The sequence below is a fragment of the Nocardia sp. CA-107356 genome, from assembly GCF_050946365.1.
Lineage (GTDB): Bacteria > Actinomycetota > Actinomycetes > Mycobacteriales > Mycobacteriaceae > Nocardia.
This window is the reverse complement of record NZ_CP191992.1, coordinates 2,446,353-2,469,318: the sequence shown is the minus strand read 5'-3', so window position 1 is coordinate 2,469,318 and position 22,966 is coordinate 2,446,353. Positions and strand designations below refer to the sequence as shown.

The following is a 22,966-nucleotide window of genomic DNA, read 5'->3' as shown; positions in this document are numbered from 1 at the left end:
CCGGCCGTGCCGCACAGCGGCTGTCAGCGGTGCCGGCCCCCTGCTGAACGGACCGGTCGGGAGTCAGCGACGGTAGTCGGCCGCGTAGTCCGGGGCGCCTGCGCCGGAACGCAACTGGTGACGGCCGCCGCGGACGGTCCGCAGGGTGCCGTTGAGCGTCTCCTCGAATTCGGCGAGCCTGCTGTCGACGTAGTGATCGCATTCGTCGCGCATCCGATCGACCTCTTCATGCGCACCGTCGATGAGCCGGGCCGATTCGGCATGCGCGGCGCGCACCACCTCGGTCTGTGTGACCAGGCGATCACGCTCGGCCTCGCCCTCGGCCACCGAGCGGCTATACGACGCCTTGCCCGCCTCGATCATCCGCTCGGATTCGACACCCGCCCGGCCGGTGACCGCCTCGAATTCGGCATTGCCATCGGCGACGACGCGGTCGGCCTCGGCCTGGGCGGTATTGACGAGATGATCGGCGTGCGCGCTGGCCTCGGCAACCATCCGGTCGGCGTGCGCCTTGGCGTCGGCGAGGATCCGGTCGGCCTCCTCACGGGCCGATCCGATGGTCTGGCTTGCCTGCTCGTTCGCGGTGGTCACCGTCGTGTCGGCGGCCGAACGGGCATCGGAGACGATCTTGTCGCGATGATCGAGCACATCCTGGGCGTCGTCGAGTTCGCCCGGCAACGCATCGCGCACGTCATCGAGCAGTTCGAGCACATCACCGCGCGGCACGATGCAGCTGCGGGTCGGCGGGATGCCACGCGCTTCCTCGACGATGGCGACCAGCTCGTCGAGTGCTTCGAATACGCGGTACATGCTCTTACCCCACTCTCCTGCAGACCTACGGCGAAATTTCCACCGACGCCCAGTGTGCCCCCCGTCACGGCTCGTGCCGAGTCTCCCACCGGTGTGTCGTGCAGGTGTCTCGTACGCCACAAAAACAAGTGGAGGATATGCCTCCACTTGGTGTTACATTTATCCAGGAGGTCGAAACAAGATCTTCTTAAGTGGATCGCAGGCCCTGACCGGGACTGTGGAGATAGAGGAGGCCAACCGGGCGGATCCTTCGCTCCGACGATTGACATGTTCCGATTGTTCAGTACATACTGAACAAGCAATACATGAGGAACAGCTCGAGAGTCGGCGGGAAGAATGCGATGACCATCGCGGTTATCCGTACCGAAGGCTCGTGTGGGATCGGAAAGACAATGACCGTACTGGAACTACCGCGGACGACGGTGCTGCCGACCAGCAGCCTGTACACACCGTGGGCAGGCCCCTACCCCGTGCTACGCACGGCGACGGCCGCTCGGTTCGGGCAGTTGATGCAGTACCTGCGTGGCGATCGGGCGCTGGCTCAGCTGATCCGCTTCGCCCTGGTCGGTGGTTCCAGCAACGTTGCCTATGTGCTGCTGTTCTTCGCGATGCACGGCGTCGGCCCCCTGGTCGCCAATATCGCGGGCTCGATCGTGAGCACCGTGATCGCCAATGAACTGCACCGTCAGCTCACCTTCCACGCTGCGGGCCGGGTCGGCTGGTTCACCGCACAGTGGGAGGGCGGCGGGCTGGCGCTGGTCGGGCTCGGCATCACCACCGCCGCGCTGGCCGCGCTCGAGGTGTGGACCCCCGGCATGGGTGATGCGTTCCAGGCGTCGGCCATCCTCGCCATTACCGCCGCGGTCGGCGGCATGCGCTTCCTCGCCTTGCGCGGCCTGGTCTTCTGATCCTCCGCCGCCTCCCCGGAACTTTGCCGGTCGTCAGTGACGCCGGATTCACGTTCCGGGCCGGCGGTTGACCGCCACTCATCATGTGGGTGTACCCGACGAGCTACCCATGTGCTTACGAAATCCGTTGTAAAGTCGTCGGCCCAACCAATTCGCCTCGGTTCCAAACCCTTTGGGACCGAGGCGAATTGATGTCGAGGGCGCGATTTACGCCTTACGTTCGGCGAGGCGATCGAGCAGGCGCTTGTGGACGGCGGGCGGGAGCATATCGGTGACGTCGCCGCCGTAGGCCGCCACCTCTTTGACCAGTGAGCTGGACAGGTAGCTGAAGGCCGGGTTGGTGGCGATGAAGAAGGTGTCCACACCGGAGAGCTTCTTGTTCATCTGAGCCATCTGCAGTTCATAGCCGAAATCGGAGGCATCGCGCAGACCCTTGACGATCGCGCTGAGGCCCTCCTGCATCGCGAAGTCGACCAGCAGGCCCTGCCAGGACTCCACGCGCACATTGGGCAGGTGCGCGGTGGCCTCGCGCAGCATCTCCATGCGTTCCTCGACGCTGAACATGCCCTGCTTCTTGGGATTGATGCTGACGGTCACCACGACCTCGTCGAACTGAGCCGCAGCCCGAGCGAAAACGTCGATATGTCCATTGGTCACCGGGTCGAACGAGCCCGGGCACAACGCTCCTGCCATGGACAGACGGTATCAGGAGGCCGGATCGCCACCTCGGACGCCGCGACGACGGAGTTACTCCGGGGCGAATTCAGCTAGTTCGAGGCGGGTTTCGCCGTATTTGCGCGCCTTCGCCGGGATATAGCCTGTGGGCCAGGCTATCTCGGGTGAGCGGATCGAGCGCTCCACGACGACGAGTGCGCCGGGCGCGAGCCAGCCGTGTCCGATCAGCGCGCGCAGGTCGGCGGTGACCGCCGCGGTGTCGACGTCGTAGGGCGGATCGGAGAAGACCACGTCGTACACCCCCGCACCGCCCCCGCCCAGGACGCTGGCGACGGACCCGATGCGCAGTTCGGCGCCGGGCAGCCCGAGATCGGCGATATTGCCGCGCACGATCGCGGCGGCTTTGCGATCGGATTCGATGAGCAGCGCGTTGGTGGCGCCGCGCGAGAGCGCCTCCAGTCCGAGCGCACCGGATCCGGCATATAGGTCCAGCACCCGGACGCCGTCGAAGTCGATGCGGGCCTCGAGCGCGCTGAACAGCGCCTCACGCACCCGATCGGAGGTGGGCCGGGTACCGGCGGGCGGGACGCGTAGTCGTCGCCCGCCCGCGGTGCCCGCGACGATCCGGGTCATTCGGCCGGGGACTCGCGCACGGTCAGTTCGACCAGCAGGTCACCACCCTCGACCTGCTGTACCTTGCCGATCGCGACCCGGCCGACGATGCCAGCGCGCGGTGCGGTGATCGCGGCCTCCATCTTCATCGCCTCGATAGTGCCGACGATATCGCCCGCCGCGATCGAATCACCTTCGGACACAGCCAGTGTCACCACACCCGCGAACGGCGCCGCGATATGGCCCTGGTTGGTCTTATCGGCCTTCTCCGCGGCCGGGATATCACTGGCGATCGAGCGGTCGCGCACCGCGACCGGGCGCAGCTGGCCGTTCATGATGCACATGACGGTGCGCATACCGCGCTCATCGGGTTCGGAGATGGCTTCCAGCCCGATGAGCAGGGTGACGCCCTTCTCCAGCTGCACACGGTGTTCCTCGCCGCGGCGCAGACCGTAGAAGAACTGGTTGGCCGACAGACCCATGGTGTCGCCGTACTTTTCTCGGTGCGCGAGGAATTCGGCGGCGGGACCGGGGAAGAGCAGGCGGTTGAGCGTGGCGCGGCGCAGCTCGGAGGAACCGGCGAGTCCGGCCTCGTCCGCGGGGGTCAGCGGGGTCTCCGGCTTGGCCGGACCACGCCCTGCCAGTGCCCGGCTGCGGAACGGCTCGGGCCAGCCGCCTGCCGGATTGCCGAGTTCGCCACGGAGAAAACCGATGACCGAATCCGGAATGTCGTAGCGGCCCGGATCGGTGGCGAAGCTCTCGATGTCGACACCGGTGCCGACCAGTGCGAGTGCGAGGTCGCCGACCACCTTCGACGACGGGGTGACCTTCACCAAACGGCCCAGAAGTCGGTCCGCCGCAGCGTATTTCGCCTCGACCTCTTCGAAACGGTCACCGAGGCCCAGTGCGATGGCCTGCTGACGCAGATTCGACAGCTGACCACCGGGGATTTCGTGGGTGTACACCCGTCCGGTCGGCGCGGGCAGCCCGGATTCGAAGGGCGCGTACACCTTTCGCAGCGCCTCCCAGTACGGCTCCAGATCGCAGACGTTCTGCAAGTTGAGGCCGGTGTCGAATTCGCTGTGCGCCGCCGCCGCGACGATCGCGGAAAGTGCTGGCTGACTGGTGGTTCCGGCCATCGCGGCGCTCGCACCGTCGACCGCGTCGGCACCCGCCTGCCAGGCGGCCAGATAGGTGGCCAGCTGACCGCCCGGGGTGTCGTGGGTGTGCACATGCACCGGCAGGTCGAAGTTGCTGCGCAACGCGGCGACCAGGGTCGCGGCGGCCGGGGCGCGCAGCAGGCCCGCCATATCCTTGATGGCGAGCACATGCGCGCCCGCGTCGACGATCTGCTCGGCCAGCTTGAGGTAGTAGTCGAGGGTGTAGAGGTTTTCGTCTGGATTCGACAGATCGCCGGTGTAGCTCATTGCGACTTCCGCGATGGCCGTACCGGTTTCGCGCACCGCATCGATGGCCGGACGCATCTGGTCGACATTGTTGAGCGCGTCGAAGATGCGGAAGATGTCGATACCGGTGTCGGTCGCCTCCTGCACGAACGCGCGCGTCACCTGCTCCGGGTAGGGCGTGTAGCCGACCGTATTGCGTCCGCGCAACAGCATCTGCAGGCAGATATTCGGCACCGCCTCACGCAGCGCGGCCAGCCGCTCCCACGGATCCTCGAACAGGAAGCGCAGCGCCACATCGTAAGTCGCGCCGCCCCAAGCCTCGATGGAGAGCAGTTCGGGTGTCAGGCGTGCGACATGTCCGGCCACACCGAGCAGACCGTTGGTGCGTACCCGCGTGGCCAGCAGCGACTGGTGCGCGTCGCGGAAAGTGGTGTCGGTGACGCCGACGGCCTTCTGCGCACGCAGCGCCTGGGCGAAGCCCTCGGGACCTAGCCGGAGCAGACGTTGGCGGGAACCGTCCGGCGGGGGCACGCTCAGATCGATGGCGGGCAACTTGTCGTGCGGGTACACCGTGGTCGGGCGTTCGCCGTGCGGCTTGTTCACGGTGATATCGGCCAGGTAGTTCAGAATCTTGGTGCCGCGGTCGGCCGACCCGCGCAGGGTCAGCAACTGCGGGCGCTCATCGATGAACGAGGTGGTGACCCGGCCCGCCTTGAAGTCCGGATCGTCGAGCACCGCGAGCAGGAACGGGATATTCGTGGTGACGCCGCGGATGCGGAACTCCGCGAGCGCGCGGCTGGCCCTGGTCACCGCCGCGGGCAGATCGCGACCGCGGCAGGTGAGCTTCACCAGCATCGAGTCGAAGTAGGCGCCGATCTCCGCGCCCAGGTTCGCGCCGCCGTCGAGGCGGATACCCGCGCCGCCGGGGGTGCGATAGGCGGTGATGCGGCCGGTATCGGGGCGGAAGCCATTGGCCGGATCCTCGGTGGTGATCCGGCACTGCAGGGCCGCACCGCGGATGCTGACCTTGTCCTGGCTCAGGCCGAGCTGTTCCAGGGTCTCCCCCGCGGCGATGCGCAGCTGGGATTGCACCAGGTCGACATCGGTGATCTCCTCGGTCACCGTGTGCTCGACCTGGATGCGCGGGTTCATCTCGATGAAGACGTGGTTACCGCGCTCGTCGAGCAGGAATTCGACGGTGCCAGCGCAGCTGTAGCCGATCTGGCGGGCGAAAGCGACCGCGTCATCGCAAATACGTTCGCGCAGTGCGGGATCCAGGTTCGGCGCGGGCGCGAGTTCGATCACCTTCTGGTGGCGGCGCTGCACCGAACAGTCGCGCTCGAACAGGTGCATGACATTGCCGTGCTGGTCGGCCAGGATCTGCACCTCGATATGGCGCGGGTTCACCACGGCCTGCTCCAGGAAGACCGTCGGATCCCCGAACGCCGACTCCGCCTCGCGGGACGCGGCCTCGATCGATTCGCGCAGCTGTGCCGGATCGGCGACCCGCCGCATACCGCGGCCGCCGCCGCCAGCGACGGCCTTGACGAAGATCGGGTAGTCCAGCTCCTGCGCGGCCGCGAGCAATTCCTCGACATCGGCCGATGGCGCGCTCGAACGCAGCACCGGCAGTCCCGCCGCCCTGGCCGCCTCGATCGCGCGGGCCTTGTTACCCGCGAGTTCGAGGACCGCGGCGGAGGGGCCGATGAAGGTGATGCCCTCACGCGCACAGGCCGCCGCGAGGTCCGGGTTCTCGGACAGGAAGCCGTAGCCGGGGTAGATGGCGTCGGCACCGGCGGACTTTGCTGCCGCGATAATCGCCTCGATCGACAGGTACGCCCGGACCGGGTGTCCCTGTTCTCCGATCTGGTAGGACTCTGCGGCCTTCAACCGGTGGACCGAGTTGCGATCCTCGTACGGGAAAACGGCGACCGTCCCGATGCCGAGTTCGTAGGCCGCGCGGAAGGCCCGGATAGCGATCTCGCCACGATTGGCAACCAAGACTTTCGAGAACATTGAACCAAGGTACCCGGCCCGGAATCGTGCCCTCACAGGGAAGTCCCATTCGCGGAATCTTCACAACAAGTCCTAGCAGAGTTGCGAAGTTTTGTTCATCCCACCGACACATCCCACCGTCCGTCGCGGTCACAAGTGCGGGCAGGTGCCACCGTCGACTCGAGTGCGTCTGGCGACAACTTCGCAAACGCGCGATGCATCGAACGCGGTGACAATCCGATTGCGCGGCCGCCTATGCTGGTTGACGCAGCTGGTTCGCCGTGCGCAGACGAGATGGAGCCCCGACGTCGCGTTAACGGAGTCGAGTTCGCCCGCCGGAACTCCGGTGTGCGGACGAGAGGGAACCCGGTGAGAATCCGGGACTGTCCCGCAGCGGTATGCAGGAACGACCGCCGTCATCAGCACTGGGCAACCCCCGGGAAGCGACGGCCAGTAGGTGAGCCCCGTATGGGGTCGGCCAGAAGGCCCGTGCCCGCAAGTCCGAAGACCTGCCAGCCGTGTCGGATACGCCGTATCCGACGGCCACCGCCTCGTGGATTGGGCGCGCGGACCACCTGTGCGACCTGTCGGGCTCTATCGTTTGGTTTTCCAGTCGTTGGATATCCGGCACGTCACTTGGTCTCCGCGAGCTCGTATGGCGATGGTCTTCGATCTCAGCACTGGAGAAATTCGTGACTGTTTCGCATAACCCGTTCACCGCAACGGTTCTCGGTCTCCCGCGGGTGGGGCCGCACCGTGAGCTCAAACGCGCCACCGAGTCCTACTGGGCCGGGCGCATCGACGCCGAGCAACTGCACGCGATCGCCCGCGATCTGCGGCGCAACCAGCTGACCGAATTACGATCAGCCGGACTGGATGCCATTCCGGTCGGCACCTTCTCCTATTACGACCAGGTGCTCGATACCGCCGTCCTGCTCGGAGCGCTGCCGCCCCGGGTGGCCGGAATCGCCGATCCGCTGGATCGCTACTTCGCGGCGGCGCGCGGTACCGATACGGTCGAGCCCCTGGAAATGACCAAGTGGTTCGATACCAACTACCACTATCTGGTGCCGGAAATCGGCCCGGAAACGGTGTTCTCGCTGCACCCGTCGAAGGTGCTGGATGAGCTACAGGAGGCGCTTGCCCTCGGGCTGCCCGCGCGGCCGGTGGTGGTCGGTCCGATCACCTTCCTGAAGCTGGCGAAGGCGACCGACGGTGCCGCACTGGATCGACTCGACGAGTTGGTACCGCTCTACCGTGAGCTGTTGCGGCTGCTGGCCGTGGCCGGTGCGGAGTGGGTGCAGTTCGACGAACCGGTCGTGGTCACCGATCTGACCGCCGACGAGATCGAGCTGGTACAGCGCACTTACGCCGAACTGTCGGCCGCGACGGATCGTCCGGCGCTGCTGGTGGCCACTTACTTCGGCAAGCCGGGCCCGGCGCTGGCCGCGCTGGCCGCGACGGAAATCGAAGGCATCGCACTGGATTTCACCGGTGCCGCCGATCTCACCGAAGTCGCAGGCGTACCAGCGCTGGCGAACAAGCTGCTGGTCGCGGGTGTGGTCGATGGCCGAAATGTCTGGCGCGCCGACCTGGATCAGGTCCTGGCGACACTCGGCGCACTGCTGGGCTGCGCGAAAGCCGTTGCGGTGTCCAGTTCCTGCTCGCTGCTGCACGTGCCCTACACGCTGGCGCCCGAAACCGGCCTCGACGAGCGGCTGCGTTCGTGGCTGGCATTCGGTGCGGAGAAGGTCGCCGAGGTGCGTTCGCTCGCGACCGCGCTGAGCGCAGGACCCGACGCGATCACCGCTGAATTGGCTGCGGCCCGTTCAGCCCTTGCCACCAGGCGCACCGATCCCAGGCTGGACAATCCACAGGTCCGGGCGCGGTTGGCGGCGCTCGGTCCGGATGCCACCCGACGGGCACCCGCGCAGCAGCGCCGGACGCTGCAGGCCGAACGGCTGCGGCTGCCGTCGTTGCCGACCACGACGATCGGTTCGTATCCGCAGACCTCGGCGATCCGGCTGGCGCGGGCGGCACTGCGCAAGGGCGAGATCGACAGGTCCGAATACGTCCGCAGGATGCGCTCCGAGATCGCGGATGTCATCGCGCTGCAGGAGAAACTGGGCCTCGACGTGCTGGTGCACGGTGAGCCGGAGCGCAATGACATGGTGCAGTACTTCGCCGAACAACTCGACGGATTCGCCGCCACCGAAGCGGGCTGGGTGCAGTCCTACGGCACCCGCTGCGTGCGGCCGCCGATCCTGTTCGGCGATGTGGCCCGACCCGCGCCGATGACCGTCGACTGGATCAGCTACGCGCAATCACTGACCGATAAGCCGGTCAAGGGCATGCTCACCGGCCCGGTGACGATTTTGGCCTGGTCGTTCGTGCGCGATGACCAGCCGTTGGCGGATTCGGCGCACCAAGTGGCGCTGGCGATCCGGGACGAGACGGTCGATCTGCAGGCCGCGGGCATTCGGATCATCCAGGTCGACGAGCCCGCACTGCGGGAGCTGCTGCCGCTGCGAGCGGCCGACCAGGGCGAGTACCTGGAGTGGTCGGTCGGAGCGTTCCGGCTGGCGACCTCAGGGGTATCGGATGCCACCCAGATCCACACCCATCTCTGCTATTCGGAGTTCGGTGAGGTCATCGATGCGATCGCCGGGCTCGATGCCGATGTGACGTCGATCGAGGCGGCGCGTTCGCATATGGAAGTGCTGGACGACCTCAACGCTCGTGGCTTCGACCTCGGCGTCGGACCCGGTGTGTACGACATTCACTCACCTCGGGTGCCGAGTGTGGAGGAGATCACCGCTTCGCTACGCGCGGCGTTGAAAGCCGTTCCCGCCGAACGACTCTGGGTCAATCCGGACTGCGGGCTGAAGACGCGAGGGCCGGTTGAGGTCGAGGCGTCGTTGCGCAATCTGGTCGCTGCCGCGGCCGCGGTGCGCTGAGGCTTCTCGGAATCATTGCGTACGCCCGCCCTCCCCGTTCGCGGGGGGCGGGCGTATCGGCGCAGGATGGGTGGTCGACCGCATCCCGCGCCATCAACGAAACAAACTACGCATCAATGAGATTCGGCCCCAGGAAACGGCCGCAACCGGCGGCGGGGCGGGTTTCTGTCACAAACCTCGCCATTGCGCACAATCGGCCGCATCCGCGACCGGGCACCCAATCCCCGTCGCCAAGCCGTATGACATCCCGAGCAACGATCCATGCGTAACCCCTCCTCATACGTCGCCATCAGATATCACCCCCGATGCCCTATTCGACGCATACCCGACCGATTCGGTTCCCGATTCCCCGAAGATCTTTCCCGGGCAGCAGTCGACGACGACATCGTCGATGATCTATTCGGCGGCGTCGGTACCGAAGGCTCGGTTTATGGCGGCCATGTCGAAGTAGTCCCGCCAAGCGGTGATGGCGCCATCGGCGACTTCGAAGACACCCACTACCGGGAGCGGGGTGTCTTTGCCGAGGCCACGGAGGGTGTCGGTGCGCTCGTTCATGACGATATCGCCGGTGGCGACCTGATGGTGGATATCGAAGTCGATGGATTCGAAGGTGCTGAGGAAACCGGCGATGAAGTCGCGGATGGCGGCGCGGCCGCGGATGGGCTCCATCGGAATGTTGTGGTAGACAGCGTCTTCGGCGAAGAACGCGCTGATCTGGTCCGGGTCGGGATCGGCCCAGCTGCGGCACATGGCGGTGACGATCTCGTCGGGGCTCGGCATTCGGTTCGCTCGCTTCCTTGTGCCCATGCGATGGGCGCATCGGTCGATTCGATCTCACCGATTACACCAAACAATCGCTTGGTTGAAGCGTGCTTCGACGGGATCACGTGCGGAGTCAGCGCGCCGACCCGGAGACCAGCAGTTCCCGCTGCGGCACCCCGACGTATTCCGATAGCGGACGAATGAGGGCGTTGGCGGCGGACTGCTCGATGATGTGGGCGGTCCACCCGGTGATGCGACTCATCACGAAGATGGGTGTGAAGATGTCGATATCGAAGCCCATCAGGTAGTAGGCGGGACCGGCGGGGAAGTCGAGATTGGGCTCGATGCCGGTGGCCTCGGCCATGGCCTGCTCCAGCGCGGTATACATGCGCAACCAGCGCTGGCCACCGGTTACCTCGGCAATTCGGCCGAGGGCTTCGCGCATCGTCGGCACCCGCGAGTCGCCGTTCTTATAGACGCGATGCCCGAACCCCATCACCATCTGCTTGCCGGATAGCTTGGCGCGCACCCACTCCGCAGCCAGTTCGGGCTCACCGATCTCCAGCATCATGTGCATGACTGCCTCATTGGCGCCACCGTGCAGGGGACCCTTGAGCGCGCCGATCGCCGCGGTGATCGCGCTGTACATATCCGACCGAGTCGAGGTGACCACCCGCGCGGCGAAGGTTGATGCGTTGAAACTGTGCTCCGCGTACAGGATCAGCGAAATCTCGAAGGCGCGCACGATGTGCGAATCCGGAACCTTCCCGAAGCACATATTCAGGAAGTTCTCCGCGAAGCCCAGATGTGAATGCGGCGCAATGGGATCAAGCCCACGACGGCGGCGCATATCGGCGGCGACCACCGTGGGCAGCACCGCAGTCAATCGCAGCGCCTTCGCCAACAGCTCCCGATCATCGTGCACGGCATCGAGATCCGGATCTTCCGCGCCGAGGTAACTGACCACCGTCCGGACCACATCCATCGGATGACAGTTGTCCGGCATCTTCTCGATCAGTGACAGGATCGACCGATCGACGCGCCGCTGTGCGCGTTCACGTTGACACAGCAGTTGGAGCTGGGCGGCATCGGGCAGCTCGCCGTACCACAGCAGATACGCGACCTCCTCGAAACCACAGTGCTGTGCCAGATCCTGCACCGCATAGCCGCGATAGGTCAGCGAATTGGTCTCGGGCACAACCTTGGAGATGCTGGTGGTGTCGACCACCACCCCGGCCAGGCCCTTCTTGATTTCAGTCATCGTCTACTCGCTCACGGTGAAATTGAAGATTCCGGAATCGAAGTCGTTGTACCGTTGGTAATCCAGCAATTCGTAGAGCCGCGCCCGGTGCTGCATCTCCCCCAGCAGACCGGATTGCGTTCCGGTGTCGGCGATTTCACGCAAACCCCGCTCGACCGCATACATCGCCAGGCGCAGCGTGGTCACCGGATAGATGACGGCGTTGTAGCCGAGGTCCGCCAGCGTCCTAGCCGACAACAACTCCGACTTGCCGAACTCGGTCATATTCGCCAGCAACGGAATATCCACCGCCGCACGGAACTCGGCGAATTCGGTGACATCGGCCAGCGCCTCGGTGAAGATGAGATCCGCGCCCGCGTCGGCGTACGCCTTGGCTCGGTCGATCGCCGCGTCCAGCCCTTCGGTCCCCCGCGCATCGGTCCGCGCGCAGATGACGAAGTTCGCATCTCGTCGGGCCGAGACCGCGGCACGCAAGCGGCGAACCATCTCGGCGACCGGAACCACCGCCTTGCCGTCGAGATGACCGCAGCGCTTGGGATTCACCTGATCCTCGATATGGCAACCCGCCAACCCGGCATCTTCGAGCAGGGTCACCGTGCGCGCCGCATTCATCGGCTCACCGAAACCGGTATCGGCATCGATGAGCACCGGTAGATCGGTCACCCGCGCGATCTGCTGTCCCCGCGCGGTCACCTCGGTGAGCGTGGTCAGCCCGATATCCGGTAGCGCAAGTTCGGCCGAAACCACCGCTCCGGAGACATAGACACCCTCGAAGCCGAGCTCCTGAATCAACGTGGCCACCAACGGATTGAATGCCCCTGGCCAGCGCTGGATCTGCCCGGAGGCCAATCCGGCCCGCATCGCCGCACGCTTATCGGCCGCGCTCGTCGCAGCGGCCAGCAGTCCCGTCACCGCGGCCACCGCCCTACGCTGGGCACATGAGCAGCGATTCGATGAGCGGTGGTGGCCGAGTGACGGGTGGGCCCGAGGATCGTCCCCTGCGCTACCGACTGATCACCGGCGTCGACGACGCCACCTTCTGCGAACGGATCAGTGGACTGCTCGATCAGGGCTACCGGCTGCACGGATCGCCCGCCGTCACCTTCAACGGCACCGACGTGATCGCAGCGCAGGCGCTGGTCTGGGGCGAGGAGTAGGGCGCGCATCAGAAGATCCCGTCCCGCGCTACCGGCGCTCGGCCGAGGACCTCGGGCGATACCGTGAACGTCAGCTGATCCAGCTCACCGGGGGCCAACGCTGGCGTGCGCTGCACCGCGTCGAGAAAACGTTCCTGCTCCGCGGGATCGATGACCCCTTCGGCGAGCATTCGGAACTTCGCGAGGTACTGATCGCGGGCGAACGGTCGCGCGCCGAGCGGATGCGCATCGGCGACCGCGAGTTCGTCGACGATCGTCTCACCGCTCTTCAGAGTCACGACAGCCCGTGCCCCGAACGCCTTTTCATTCGGATCACTGGCGTGATAGCGGCGGGTCCACACCGGATCCTCGACGGTCGAGATCTTGCGCCACAGCGCGACGGTATCCGCCCGACGTGCGCGCTCGGGCGCATACGACCGCTCGTGGTGCCAGCCGCCGTCTTGCAGCGCGACCGCGAAGATATAGGGCACGGAATGGTCGAGCGTCTCCCGACTGGCCCGCGGATCGAACTTCTGCGGATCGCCGGATCCGGTGCCGATCACCACATGGGTGTGATGACTGGTGTGCAGCACGATCGTGGCGATCTGATCGAGATCGCCGATGCGTGAACGCATTCGACGTGCGAGATCGATCGGTGCCTGGCTTTGGTATTCGGCCGAATGTTCTTTGGTGTAGCTGTCCAGGATGGCGCGCTTCGCTTCGCCCGGACCCGGCAGCGGCACTCGGTATTCCGTGTCCGGCCCGCCGAGCAGCCAGGCGATGACGCCGTCCGCGCCCTCCCAGATCGGCGCGGGCGCACCCTCACCGCGCATGGCACGATCCACCGCCTCCACCGCCATCTTCCCGGCGAACGCGGGCGCGTACGCCTTCCAACTGGAGATTTCGCCTTTGCGGGATTGCCGGGTCGCGCTGGTGGTGTGCAGCGCCTGCCCGATCGCCTGATAGATCGTCTCGGTATCGAGCCCGAGTAGCGTCCCGATGCCGGCGGCGACGGACGGACCGAGGTGCGCGACGTGATCGATCTTGTGCTCGTGCAGGCAGATTCCGCGTACCAGGTCGATCTGGATCTCATAACCCGTGGCCAGACCACGGATCAGCTCGGCGCCGCTGCGCCCGGTGTGCTGGGCGACGGCGAGGATCGGCGGAATGTTGTCGCCCGGATGCGAGTACTCGGCCGCGAGGAAGGTGTCGTGAAAGTCGAGTTCGCGCACCGCGACTCCATTGGCCCACGCGGCCCACTCCGGCGACACCCGGTCCGGAGCGGATATACCGAAGACGGTGGCACCCGCCCGACCCGGCCTTGGCGCGTACGGCTGCGCCAGCGCCTGCGCCCGCGCGCTCGCCACCGGGCGGCGGACCAGCGCGGCCGCGGCGACGCCGGCGTTGTCGATGATCCGATTCACGATCATCTCGGTCACTTCGGCGCTCACCTCGACCGGATCCGCGGCGACCTCGGCAATCTTGGTGGCCAGATGTTCCGAGCGCGGAAAGTCCTCGGCGGCGGCGCGAGCGCGTACGATGTGTGTCTTCATCCATCCTCCGGTTCCAGACGAGGGCCAGCTGCCCCGCTTCGCACGCTACGCAGGATTGATCAATGGCAAAATCCCTTGCAAAAGCAGATTTCTGCGGGCGAGAAATACGCATTTTGCGATGATTGCGAATTCTGGGGGCTACCATCTTGCGGTGCGCAAGATGTACGCGGGCGCCCGACTGAGACGGTTGCGCGAGGAACGGCGGATGACCCAGGCGGCACTGGCGAAATCTCTCGATCTATCGCCCAGCTACCTCAACCAGCTCGAGCGCGACCAGCGACCGCTCACCATTCCGGTGTTGCTGAAGCTCAACTCCACCTTCGACCTCGACGTGCAATTTTTCGCCGCCGACTCCGATGCCCGCTTGGTGTCGGATCTACACGAGGTGCTGGTGGACGCGGCGGGCGGCGACAGCGCGCCACTGACCGAGGTGGAGGAACTCGCGACGCGCCTACCGGAGGTCGCCCGGATCGTCGTCGCGATGCATCGGCGACTGCGCGCCGCGAGCGATCAACTCGATCTGCTCTCCGCTCGGGTCGCCGCACCGACCGGTGCTCCCGGTGTGCCCATGCCCTACGAGGATGTGCGGGACTTCTTCTACGACCACCACAATCACATCGCCCAACTCGATCACGCGGCCGAACAGCTCTTCGAGGAGTGCGGCCTGAGCATCGGCTCGCTCGATCGGCAACTCGCCAGGGTGGCCGAGGAGCGCGCGGGAGTGACCGTGCTGGTGCGCGGTGATGGCGCGGATCCGTCCATCCCGAAACGGCATTACGATCCCGATAGCCGCACGCTGACCCTGGCACGGCGGCTTCGCCCGGGGCAGCGCGCCTTCCAGATCGCCACCACACTCGGATTTCTGTTGTACGGCAAGGACCTGGATGCCGTGCTGGCCGAAACACCGTCGCTCACCGGCGAATCTCGGACGTTGGCGCGGATCGGTTTGGCCAACTATTTCGGGGGCGCACTGGTGCTGCCCTACGGCCGCTTTCTGCGGTCGGCCGAAGAGCTGCGCTACGACATCGATCTGCTCAGTTTGCGTTTCGAGGTCGGCTTCGAGACGATCTGCCACCGGTTGAGCACCTTACAGCGGCAGGGGCAGCGCGGCGTCCCGTTCTTCCTCGTCCGCACCGACCGCGCGGGCAATATCTCGAAACGCCAGTCCGCCACCGCATTCCACTTCTCCCGAGTCGGGGGCAGTTGCCCGCTCTGGGTGGTGCACAAGGCCTTCGCCGATCCCGGCCGAGTCCTGACCCAGATCGCCGCGATGCCCGACGGCCGCCGCTACCTGTGGATCGCTCGAACCGCATTGGCGGCGCCACACGGATTCGGCACGGCCACAAAGGATTTCGCGATCGGCCTGGGTTGCGATATCGAATACGCCGACCGGCTGGTGTATTCCACCGGCCTGCAACTGGACAATCCGGCCGCCGCGGTGCCGATCGGCGCGGGCTGCAAGGTCTGCGAGCGCCCCTCCTGCCTCCAGCGCGCGTTCCCGCAGATCGGCAGTCCACTCGCGGTCACCGAACATATGAGTACGGATCTGCCCTACCCGCGGATCGGACGTTGACCGACGAGCTCTGGATCAGGACTTGGCCAGATATTCGATGCGTTCGGAGTCGACGGCGGCGCGCATCATGCTCGCCAATCCCGGATGCTGCTGTAGCCCGGGGTCGGCTTTCACGACCTCGCGCGCGAGTTCCTGTGCGGTGGTGATGACTTCGAGGTCGTCGAGCAGGGAGAGCAGCCGTAGTGAGCGCGCGGTGCCGGATTGGGCGGCACCGAGGACATCACCTTCACGGCGTTGGCGCAGGTCGAGGACCGCGAGTTCGAAGCCGTCGGTGGTGGCGGCGACCGCGTCGAGGCGGGCCATCGCGGTGCCGGTGGGACCGGCATCGGTGATGAGCAGACACAGGCCGGGATGTTTGCCGCGGCCGATCCGTCCGCGCAGCTGATGCAACTGGCTGACGCCGAAGCGGTCCGCGTCCACGATGACCATTACGGTCGCGTTCGGGACGTCGACGCCGACCTCGACGACGGTGGTGCAGACCAGCACATCGATATCGCCGTCATTGAACGCCCGCATCACCTGGTCTTTTTCATCGGTCGGCAGCCTGCCGTGCAGCAGACCCACCCGGACGTTCGCGAGCGGGCCGGTGCGCAGCATGTCGAAGACCTCGACGGCCGCGGCTGTGGTCGGTCCTTCCTTCTCCGCGCCGTCGTTCGACTTGCCGGACTTCTTGCCGTTTCGGCTCTTGCCGCTCTCCTCGTCATCGCCGATGCGCGAGCACACCACATAGGCCTGCCGTCCGGCCCCGACCTCCTCCAGTATGCGTTCCCAGGCACGGTCCACCCAGTTCGGATGCTGTTTGCGCGGTACAACCTTGGACACGATCGGCGAGCGGCCGCGGGGCAGCTGGGTGAGCGTCGAGGTCTCCAGATCGCCGAGGGTGGTCATGGCGATAGTGCGGGGTATCGGGGTCGCGGTCATGACGAGCAGGTGTGGGCTGGCGCCGGTTTTCGCCTTGGCACGCAACGCATCCCGCTGCTCGACACCGAACCGGTGCTGTTCGTCGACGACCACCATGCCCAGGTCGAAGAACTCCACCGCGTCCTGGATCAGCGCATGCGTGCCGATTACGATGCCCGCCTCGCCGGTGACCGCGTCGAGCAGTGCCGCCTTCTTCGCCGACGCCGACATCGAGCCGGTCACCAGCACCACCTTGGTCGCCCGATCGGCGGCGCCGAGCTCACCGGCGGTACCGAGATCACCGAGCATCGCGCGCAGCGACCGATAGTGTTGGGCGGCAAGAACTTCCGTCGGTGCGAGCAGCGCACATTGCTGTCCGGCGTCGACCACCTGCAACATCGCATGCAGCGCGACGATCGTCTTGCCCGAACCCACCTCACCCTGCAGCAGCCGATGCATCGGATGGCTGCGCGAGAGATCGTCGGAGATCTCCGAGATCACCTGCTGTTGCCCCTCGGTCAGTTCGAAGGGCAGGCGGGTGTCGAAAGCCGCTGCGATACCGTCTGATCGCGGCGCACACGGCCGCGCCATCCGCGCCTGCGCATCGTGTCGCCGCTCGGCGAGCACGAGTTGCAGGGCCAGCGCCTCATCGAAACGCAAACGCTCCCTGGCCTGTTCGATATCGGACTTGCGCTCGGGCAGGTGGATCAGGCGCAGTGCGTCGGAGACCAGTACCAGGCCACGGTCCTCGCGCAGCTCGCTCGGCAGCGGGTCGTCGATCGGGTCGAGCTGATCGAGCACCTGCCGCACGCAGGCCAGCAGATCCCAGCTCTGCACCTTGGCGGTCGCCGGATACACCGGGATGAATTCCCGTTCGAAGAACGAGACATCCACTCCCTCTTTACCTTTCGCACTCTGCGCCAGTCCGCGCAGTGCACCGCCGCCGCGCACCGAGGTGAGATTCTCGATCGAGCCCTCTTCCTTCTCGGGCAGGATCAGGTAGTCGGGATGCGAGAGATTCCAGCGGTCCGGCCGCCACCAGTGCACGGTACCCGACATCATCGCCCGGACACCCTCGCGGACAAGGTAACTCACCTTGTCGCCGTTGAAGAAGGTGATGTCGATCGGGGCGACCGAGCCGGTGTCGAGGGCGACCTTGAGCAGTCTGCCCCTGCGGTTCTTCATCGGCCGCAGCTCGGTTTTCGTCACCCGGCCGATGACGGTGATGTGCGCGCCCTCTTCCGGCTGCTCCTGGGTGAGCGGCTGTCCCTGCGTGGCATACCGTAATGGGTAGTGCCGCAACAGATCCTCGACGGTGTGCATGTCGAAGGCGTCGGCCAACGGCTCGGCTGCCTTCACGCCGAGCAGGTGGTCCAGCCGATCATTGAGTGTCGCCATATCCCTATTCCACCCCTATCTGCACCAGATCCGCGTGCTGCCCACCGGAATACACGCTCACCTCGACGCCGGGAAAGCCGTCGGCGATATGCGCGGCCAGGTCGGCCGCGAGTTCGGCGGGGGCCGCCGCGCCCATCAATAAGGTGACCAGCTCGCCACCGAAGGCGAGCATCCGGTCGAGCAGAGTCCGGCCCGCGCTGCGCACGTCCTGGCCGATCACCACCACATCGTGGCCGACCAGGCCGAGTCCGTCGCCCGTCTCGCAGGTGCCGACCATGGTGAGCGCCCGCTCGGTGGCGGCGCGCACCGATCCCCACCGGGTAGCGGCCGCCGCTTCCGACATCGCGAAGGCGTCGTCCACCGCGATCCGCCCACAATCGTGCACGGCCAGCGCCGCCAACCCCTGCACCATGGATCCGCTCGGCAACAGCAGCACGTCGCGGTACGCGTCACGCGCCGCGACACCAACGGCGACCAGCTCGTGCGCGGGCAGCGCACCATTCGGCAGTACCAGCACCTCCCGATTCGGCAGCTGCCGGATCGCGGCCAGCAGCGCGGCACTGGTGACTGTGCCGTCGCCGCTGAGCACCACGGCTCCTCCGGCTTCGAAGAGCGCCGCCGCGCCGTCACCCGCCACCACGGCCAGCACCCCGCGATCCGCGGGACCATCGCGATCAGACCTGGCATCTCCAGCTGCGCTCGGTCCAGCCGCGGCGGGGCGGGCGGTGATGGCGAAGCTTTCGATGCGGATATCGCTCAGAGTGCCCGTGGCTATGCCCGCTTCGACGGCGGCTCCGGCGTCGGCGCAATGCACGTGTGCGGACCAGGAGCCCGCACCGTCGCCGACGACCACGACGGAGTCGCCCAGTTCAGCGAGACGATCTCGGAGGTCGGCGATGCGCTGGTCGTCGGTGTCGGCGAGGAGGTACATCACCTCGAAGTGCGGTTCAGCGCTGTCCGGGGCGGCGGAGTCGTTGTGCGGTCCGGCGCTGCCCTGTCTTGCGGCAGTGCCTTGCAGTCCGGCACTCCGGTGCCGTGCGGAGTCGCCATACGCTCCATTTGCGAGGGGATTCGGGTCGTCGCGTTCGAGGTCGGACTCGGATATGAACTCACCCCGCACGTACTGCGGGCGAGTGGGCGTCGCCCCAAGGGTGACCACGACGAGACTGTCGAGCAGCACGACGAGCCCACGCGCACCCGCATCGACCACGCCGGCCGCGCGCAGCACCCCGAGCTGGGAGGGCGTGTCAGCGAGCGCCTTTGCCGCACCGTCGGCCGCCGCCACCGCGACCTCGGCCACCATGGACTCCGGACAGGCCGCGGCACAGTCCGCCGCGCGATCCAGGACGGTGAGAATCGTGCCCTCGACCGGCACACTCAACGATTCACGCACCAGCGCCGAGGCCGTGGCCAGCGCTTCACGCAGCGTTTGCGCCGTCAGCGGCCCACCGCGCGCCGCCTCGGCGATCCCCCGCAGCACCTGCGAAAGAATGATTCCGGAATTGCCCCGCGCACCGAGCGTCGCCCCGCGTGACATCGCGGCGGCCACATCGTGCGTGGACAGTGCGGTCCCCGCAGCACCGTCACCATCCGGCTTCCAGGACCCGTGCGCGGAGATCACCACGGCATCGACGGCCTGCATTGCCGCTCGCATCGTCGCGAGCATGTTCGTGCCGGTATCGGCATCGGCAATGGGAAAGACATTGAGCGCGTTGATCTCCTCGCGCCGCTGCTCGAGACCCGCGAGGCAGATCCGGCCCCAGCGCAGCAACGCCGCGCCGTCCAGAGCATTGGGCCCGGCAGCGGGCGGAAGATCTGTGTCACCGCGGCCATCGCTCATCATGTCCCGCACTCCGGGCACCGCCACCTCTCTCCGCGATCGTCCACGCCGCCGTGCCACCTGCACGCCCACTTGCGATTGCTTACGGGTCGCTCGAAAGGACCCGCCACCGTTCGCCAGGTTAGCTGGCGATACCGACAGTCGATCGGCGACACCGATCGACTACGATCGGAGGTGCAAGGGGCCGTGGCTCCATGACCCGGTTTGGCGGATACGGGCCCCGCCAGCTACCCTTGCAGGGTTGCCTAGCGCGGCCGAGGCCGGTTAGCGCTGGCCGACGTCAGTCGGCAGGGCATTAAGACATCGTTTCCGGACATGCTGCCAACGTGCAGCGGTCCCCACATGACATGAAGGAGTTCGCGACTATGGCTGCCGTCTGCGACGTCTGCGCCAAGGGCCCCGGCTTCGGGAAGTCGGTCTCGCACTCGCACCGGCGTACCAACCGTCGTTGGAACCCGAACATCCAGACCGTGCGTGCCCAGGTCGCCCCGGGCAATACCCGCCGCATGAACGTGTGCACCTCCTGCCTGAAGGCAGGAAAGGTCGTTCGCGGCTGATCTGCCGCGAGGCCGATCCAACTACAGACCGACTACGCCCCGACACCATCCGGTGCTCGGGGCGTAGTCTTGTCCGCCGCATCCTCGGTCCCTGGCCATCGACGATGCCCTTCGACAACGATGGTGACCATGACCCAGCCCGTCTGGCGCATAGCCCCACTCGCCGCCGAACACGTCCACAGCCTCGCCGAATGCCATATCACCTGCTGGCGTGAGGCCTACCGGAACCTGGTCCCGGACCACGTACTGAACGCCTTCGACGTCGACCGCCGGGCCGAGCAATGGGAACGCATTCGAGTCCGCAATCCGAGCAGCACCCATGTCGCGCTGGTCGACAATGCCGTCATCGGCTTCGCATGCGTCAGCGCCTCCCGCGACGAATCCCCGGTAACACCAACCGAACTCAACGCCCTCTACGTCCGCGCCGCCTGGTACGGCACCGGCGTTGCCCACGACCTCATCCGCGCCGCCCTAACGCCCGACACCCCCTGCTCCCTCTGGGTCTTCGAGAAAAACCCACGCGCCCAAGCCTTCTACCGCAAACATGGCTTCGAACTCGACGGCACCACCCGAGTAGAAGCCTTCACCCCATCCATCGAAGTCCGCATGGTGCGCGGACTCGACGGCTAGCTAAGGTGCTTGGCATGACCTCCACTGCGCAAACCGAGTACGTCACCATTGCGGATGGCGTTCTGCAGATCACGATTGCTACTGCCGCCAATGGCACTTCCATGGACTTCGGGGGGATCACCGCGGGGACGGAGGCGTTGCGGGCGGCGGGGCGTGAGGTGGGGGCCGTGGTGTTGACGGGGAGCGGGGCGAACTTCTGTGCGGGTGGGAATGTGCGGGGGTTTGCCGAGGCGGAGGACCGGGCGGGGCATATTCACGGGCTGGCGACGGTGCTGCACGAATTTATGCGGGCGCTCGACGAGACGACCGTGCCGGTGGTGGTCGGAGTGCAGGGCTGGGCGGCGGGAGCCGGGATGAGCCTGGTGTGTGCGGCCGATATCGCTATCGGCGGGCCGAGCACCACATTGCGTCCGGCCTATCCGGGCATCGGTCTGAGCCCGGACGGCGGGATGTCGTGGACGTTGCCACGCATCGTCGGTGCGGGGCGGGCGCGCGAAATCCTGCTCACCGACGCGATTCTCACCGCTGACGAGGCCGTGCGACTCGGCATCCTCAGCCGCTTGGTCGACGACGAGCAGGTGCGCGACGAGGCCATGAACCTGGCCCGAAGCTTCACCGTAGGACCACGATCCACCTACGCGAGCATCAAATCGCTACTGACGCGATCGAATTCGGCGACGCTCAGCGAACAGCTCGACTATGAACGCGATGCGATCGCCGCCGCGGCGAACAGCCCGGCGGGCATCGAGGGCGTCAACGCATTCGTCGAGAAGCGCAAGCCGAAGTACATCTAGTCACAGCGGATTCGGACCTTATCGCCGAGTCTCCAACACGAATTTGGCGACCGCGTCGGTGAAGGCGTCATTGTCGTCACCGGCCGCGGTATGCGCCGCACCACCGATCTCGACCAACTGCGCGTGCGGCACCAGCTCCCGAAATGCCGCGGCTCCTTCGGGAGTCACCACGTCAGACTGCACACCGCGTACCAGCAGGACCGGCATCGTCAGGGCACGCGCCGCGACCTCCATCTGCTGGGTCATCTCGCTCGCATCCTCCACGCGGTCCTTCAGCATGTCCGGATCCCAGTGCCAGTACCAGCGGCCGTCGCGCTTCCGCAAATTCCGCAGCAGGCCGTCGGTGTTCTTGGGCCGCGGGCGGTGCGGCATATATTCGGCGACCGCGTCGGCGGCCTGCTCGAGACTGTCGAATCCGCCGCGATGTTTGCCGAGGAAGTCGATCACCCGCGCGACACCGGTCGGTTCGGGACGGGTGACGATATCGACGAGCACCAACGCACTGATCGCTGCGCCACCCGGCACGGCCGTGGTGAGCAAGCCGGTGATCCCGCCCATACTCGCCCCGACCACGACCGCGGGCGCACCCAACTGCTCGAGCACATTGACGAGATCCGCGACCATCGTGTCGCGTCGGTAATTTGCATCCGGCGCCCATTGGCTGTCGCCGTGGCCGCGGGCGTCCAGGGTGACGACCCGCATCCCGGCGGCGGCCAGCTTCGCCCCCGTCTGCTTCCACGAGTGTCGGGTCTGACCGCCACCGTGGAGGAACAGCACGAGCGGGCCGTCCGCCGGGCCGAACTGGTCGGCCGCCAGCTCGATCCCATCCGAACCACGCAATTGCAGCCGAGTCGGATCGAGCAGATTGTTCGCATTACTCACGATCCGAGGATCGCACAGCAGCCTCGGGGCCTATTGTTGGCCCCCGGTCAATGGGACGTCAGCAGTCCCACTTGCCTTGCGCGCTGATGGTGTTCTGCAGCAGGCAGGCGACCTTCGCATTCACCGAAGAGGAGATGGTGGAGGAGCCGTTGGAGGTGAATTCCTCACCGACCGGGGCGGCGGTACTGGTCGAGGTGGTATCCGCAGCGGGCTCCAGCGGCAACGGGGCCGCGCTCGCGGCGGCTGCGCCTCCGGCCATGGCTGCGCAGAACGCCAGCGCGACGGTGGCGCCGCGGACGGTCTTGGTGTGCATGTGA

At 66.3% G+C, this 22,966-nt stretch carries 19 protein-coding genes and 1 riboswitch; of the genes, 7 read left to right on the top strand and 12 right to left on the bottom strand.

The genetic code is table 11. From position 1 onward, the window contains the following. Positions 1-63: 63 nt before the first annotated feature. Positions 64-810, bottom strand: coding sequence for a DivIVA domain-containing protein (locus tag ACQP1G_RS11190; RefSeq protein ID WP_433201902.1), 747 nt, complete (start codon positions 808-810; stop codon positions 64-66). Between the two features lie 392 nt (positions 811-1,202). On the opposite strand from ACQP1G_RS11190, the gene ACQP1G_RS11185 reads away from it, so the two are divergent. Then, positions 1,203-1,718, top strand: coding sequence for a GtrA family protein (locus ACQP1G_RS11185; protein WP_433201899.1), 516 nt, complete (start codon positions 1,203-1,205; stop codon positions 1,716-1,718). Positions 1,719-1,925: 207 nt separating this feature from the next. On the opposite strand, the gene coaD is transcribed toward ACQP1G_RS11185, so the two are convergent. Genes coaD through ACQP1G_RS11170 form a run of 3 tightly spaced genes read right to left on the bottom strand, consistent with a single transcriptional unit; the run spans position 1,926 to position 6,427 of the window. Continuing rightward, entirely contained in the window at positions 1,926-2,411 is a 486-nt protein-coding gene (coaD, locus tag ACQP1G_RS11180; RefSeq protein WP_433201896.1) for a pantetheine-phosphate adenylyltransferase, read from the bottom strand. Positions 2,412-2,465: 54 nt separating this feature from the next. Further along, on the bottom strand, positions 2,466-3,026 hold the full coding sequence (gene rsmD / locus ACQP1G_RS11175; RefSeq protein WP_433201894.1) for a 16S rRNA (guanine(966)-N(2))-methyltransferase RsmD: 561 nt from the start codon (positions 3,024-3,026) through the stop codon (positions 2,466-2,468). Further along, positions 3,023-6,427: a pyruvate carboxylase gene (locus ACQP1G_RS11170; RefSeq protein WP_433201891.1), complete on the bottom strand. Its 3,405-nt coding sequence runs from the start codon at positions 6,425-6,427 to the stop codon at positions 3,023-3,025. Before ACQP1G_RS11170 ends, rsmD begins: the two co-directional genes overlap by 4 nt. A 294-nt stretch (positions 6,428-6,721) precedes the next feature. Then, positions 6,722-6,937: riboswitch (cobalamin riboswitch) on the top strand. Between the two features lie 161 nt (positions 6,938-7,098). Here ACQP1G_RS11170 and metE point away from each other — a divergent pair. Then, a complete protein-coding gene (gene metE, locus ACQP1G_RS11165; RefSeq protein WP_433201888.1) occupies positions 7,099-9,363 on the top strand; it encodes a 5-methyltetrahydropteroyltriglutamate--homocysteine S-methyltransferase in 2,265 nt (754 codons plus the stop codon). A 396-nt stretch (positions 9,364-9,759) separates the two neighbouring features. Here metE and ACQP1G_RS11160 read toward each other — a convergent pair whose 3' ends face one another. From ACQP1G_RS11160 to prpB, 3 genes are all read right to left on the bottom strand, one after another. After that, complete coding sequence (locus ACQP1G_RS11160; protein ID WP_433201885.1) at positions 9,760-10,143, bottom strand: nuclear transport factor 2 family protein; 384 nt, start codon at positions 10,141-10,143, stop codon at positions 9,760-9,762. Positions 10,144-10,258: 115 nt separating this feature from the next. Further along, positions 10,259-11,386: a bifunctional 2-methylcitrate synthase/citrate synthase gene (locus ACQP1G_RS11155; RefSeq protein ID WP_433201882.1), complete on the bottom strand. Its 1,128-nt coding sequence runs from the start codon at positions 11,384-11,386 to the stop codon at positions 10,259-10,261. A 3-nt stretch (positions 11,387-11,389) separates the two neighbouring features. Beyond that, complete coding sequence (prpB, locus tag ACQP1G_RS11150; RefSeq protein ID WP_433208389.1) at positions 11,390-12,298, bottom strand: methylisocitrate lyase; 909 nt, start codon at positions 12,296-12,298, stop codon at positions 11,390-11,392. A gap of 26 nt (positions 12,299-12,324) precedes the next feature. Between prpB and ACQP1G_RS11145 the strand changes: the two genes are divergently transcribed. Continuing rightward, positions 12,325-12,543: a DUF1737 domain-containing protein gene (locus ACQP1G_RS11145; protein ID WP_433201879.1), complete on the top strand. Its 219-nt coding sequence runs from the start codon at positions 12,325-12,327 to the stop codon at positions 12,541-12,543. 8 nt (positions 12,544-12,551) lie between these two features. Here the strand turns inward: ACQP1G_RS11145 and prpD are convergent, their stop codons facing one another. Then, on the bottom strand, positions 12,552-14,075 hold the full coding sequence (prpD, locus tag ACQP1G_RS11140; RefSeq protein WP_433201876.1) for a 2-methylcitrate dehydratase PrpD: 1,524 nt from the start codon (positions 14,073-14,075) through the stop codon (positions 12,552-12,554). A gap of 151 nt (positions 14,076-14,226) precedes the next feature. Between prpD and ACQP1G_RS11135 the strand changes: the two genes are divergently transcribed. Next, a complete protein-coding gene (locus ACQP1G_RS11135; protein WP_433201873.1) occupies positions 14,227-15,648 on the top strand; it encodes a short-chain fatty acyl-CoA regulator family protein in 1,422 nt (473 codons plus the stop codon). Positions 15,649-15,663: 15 nt separating this feature from the next. On the opposite strand, the gene recG is transcribed toward ACQP1G_RS11135, so the two are convergent. Together recG and ACQP1G_RS11125 are read right to left on the bottom strand one after the other, a co-directional pair. Further along, positions 15,664-17,946 carry an ATP-dependent DNA helicase RecG gene (recG, locus tag ACQP1G_RS11130; protein WP_433201870.1) on the bottom strand — a complete coding sequence of 761 codons (2,283 nt, stop codon included), beginning with the start codon at positions 17,944-17,946 and terminating at the stop codon, positions 15,664-15,666. A gap of 4 nt (positions 17,947-17,950) precedes the next feature. After that, complete coding sequence (locus ACQP1G_RS11125; RefSeq protein WP_433208386.1) at positions 17,951-19,786, bottom strand: DAK2 domain-containing protein; 1,836 nt, start codon at positions 19,784-19,786, stop codon at positions 17,951-17,953. A 365-nt stretch (positions 19,787-20,151) separates the two neighbouring features. Here ACQP1G_RS11125 and rpmB point away from each other — a divergent pair, with 365 nt between their 5' ends. The 3 genes from rpmB (at position 20,152) to ACQP1G_RS11110 (ending at position 21,767) form a co-directional block, all read left to right on the top strand. Further along, positions 20,152-20,343 (top strand): 50S ribosomal protein L28, encoded by a 192-nt coding sequence (gene rpmB / locus ACQP1G_RS11120; RefSeq protein WP_011210730.1) that lies wholly within the window; start codon positions 20,152-20,154, stop codon positions 20,341-20,343. A 129-nt stretch (positions 20,344-20,472) separates the two neighbouring features. After that, positions 20,473-20,973 (top strand): N-acetyltransferase family protein, encoded by a 501-nt coding sequence (locus ACQP1G_RS11115; RefSeq protein ID WP_433201867.1) that lies wholly within the window; start codon positions 20,473-20,475, stop codon positions 20,971-20,973. Positions 20,974-20,987: 14 nt separating this feature from the next. Next, positions 20,988-21,767: an enoyl-CoA hydratase/isomerase family protein gene (locus tag ACQP1G_RS11110; RefSeq protein WP_433201865.1), complete on the top strand. Its 780-nt coding sequence runs from the start codon at positions 20,988-20,990 to the stop codon at positions 21,765-21,767. Between the two features lie 18 nt (positions 21,768-21,785). On the opposite strand, the gene ACQP1G_RS11105 is transcribed toward ACQP1G_RS11110, so the two are convergent. Together ACQP1G_RS11105 and ACQP1G_RS11100 are read right to left on the bottom strand one after the other, a co-directional pair. After that, entirely contained in the window at positions 21,786-22,649 is an 864-nt protein-coding gene (locus ACQP1G_RS11105) for an alpha/beta fold hydrolase (RefSeq protein ID WP_433201862.1), read from the bottom strand. A 58-nt stretch (positions 22,650-22,707) separates the two neighbouring features. Continuing rightward, complete coding sequence (locus ACQP1G_RS11100) at positions 22,708-22,962, bottom strand: hypothetical protein (RefSeq protein ID WP_433201859.1); 255 nt, start codon at positions 22,960-22,962, stop codon at positions 22,708-22,710. Positions 22,963-22,966: the final 4 nt, after the last annotated feature.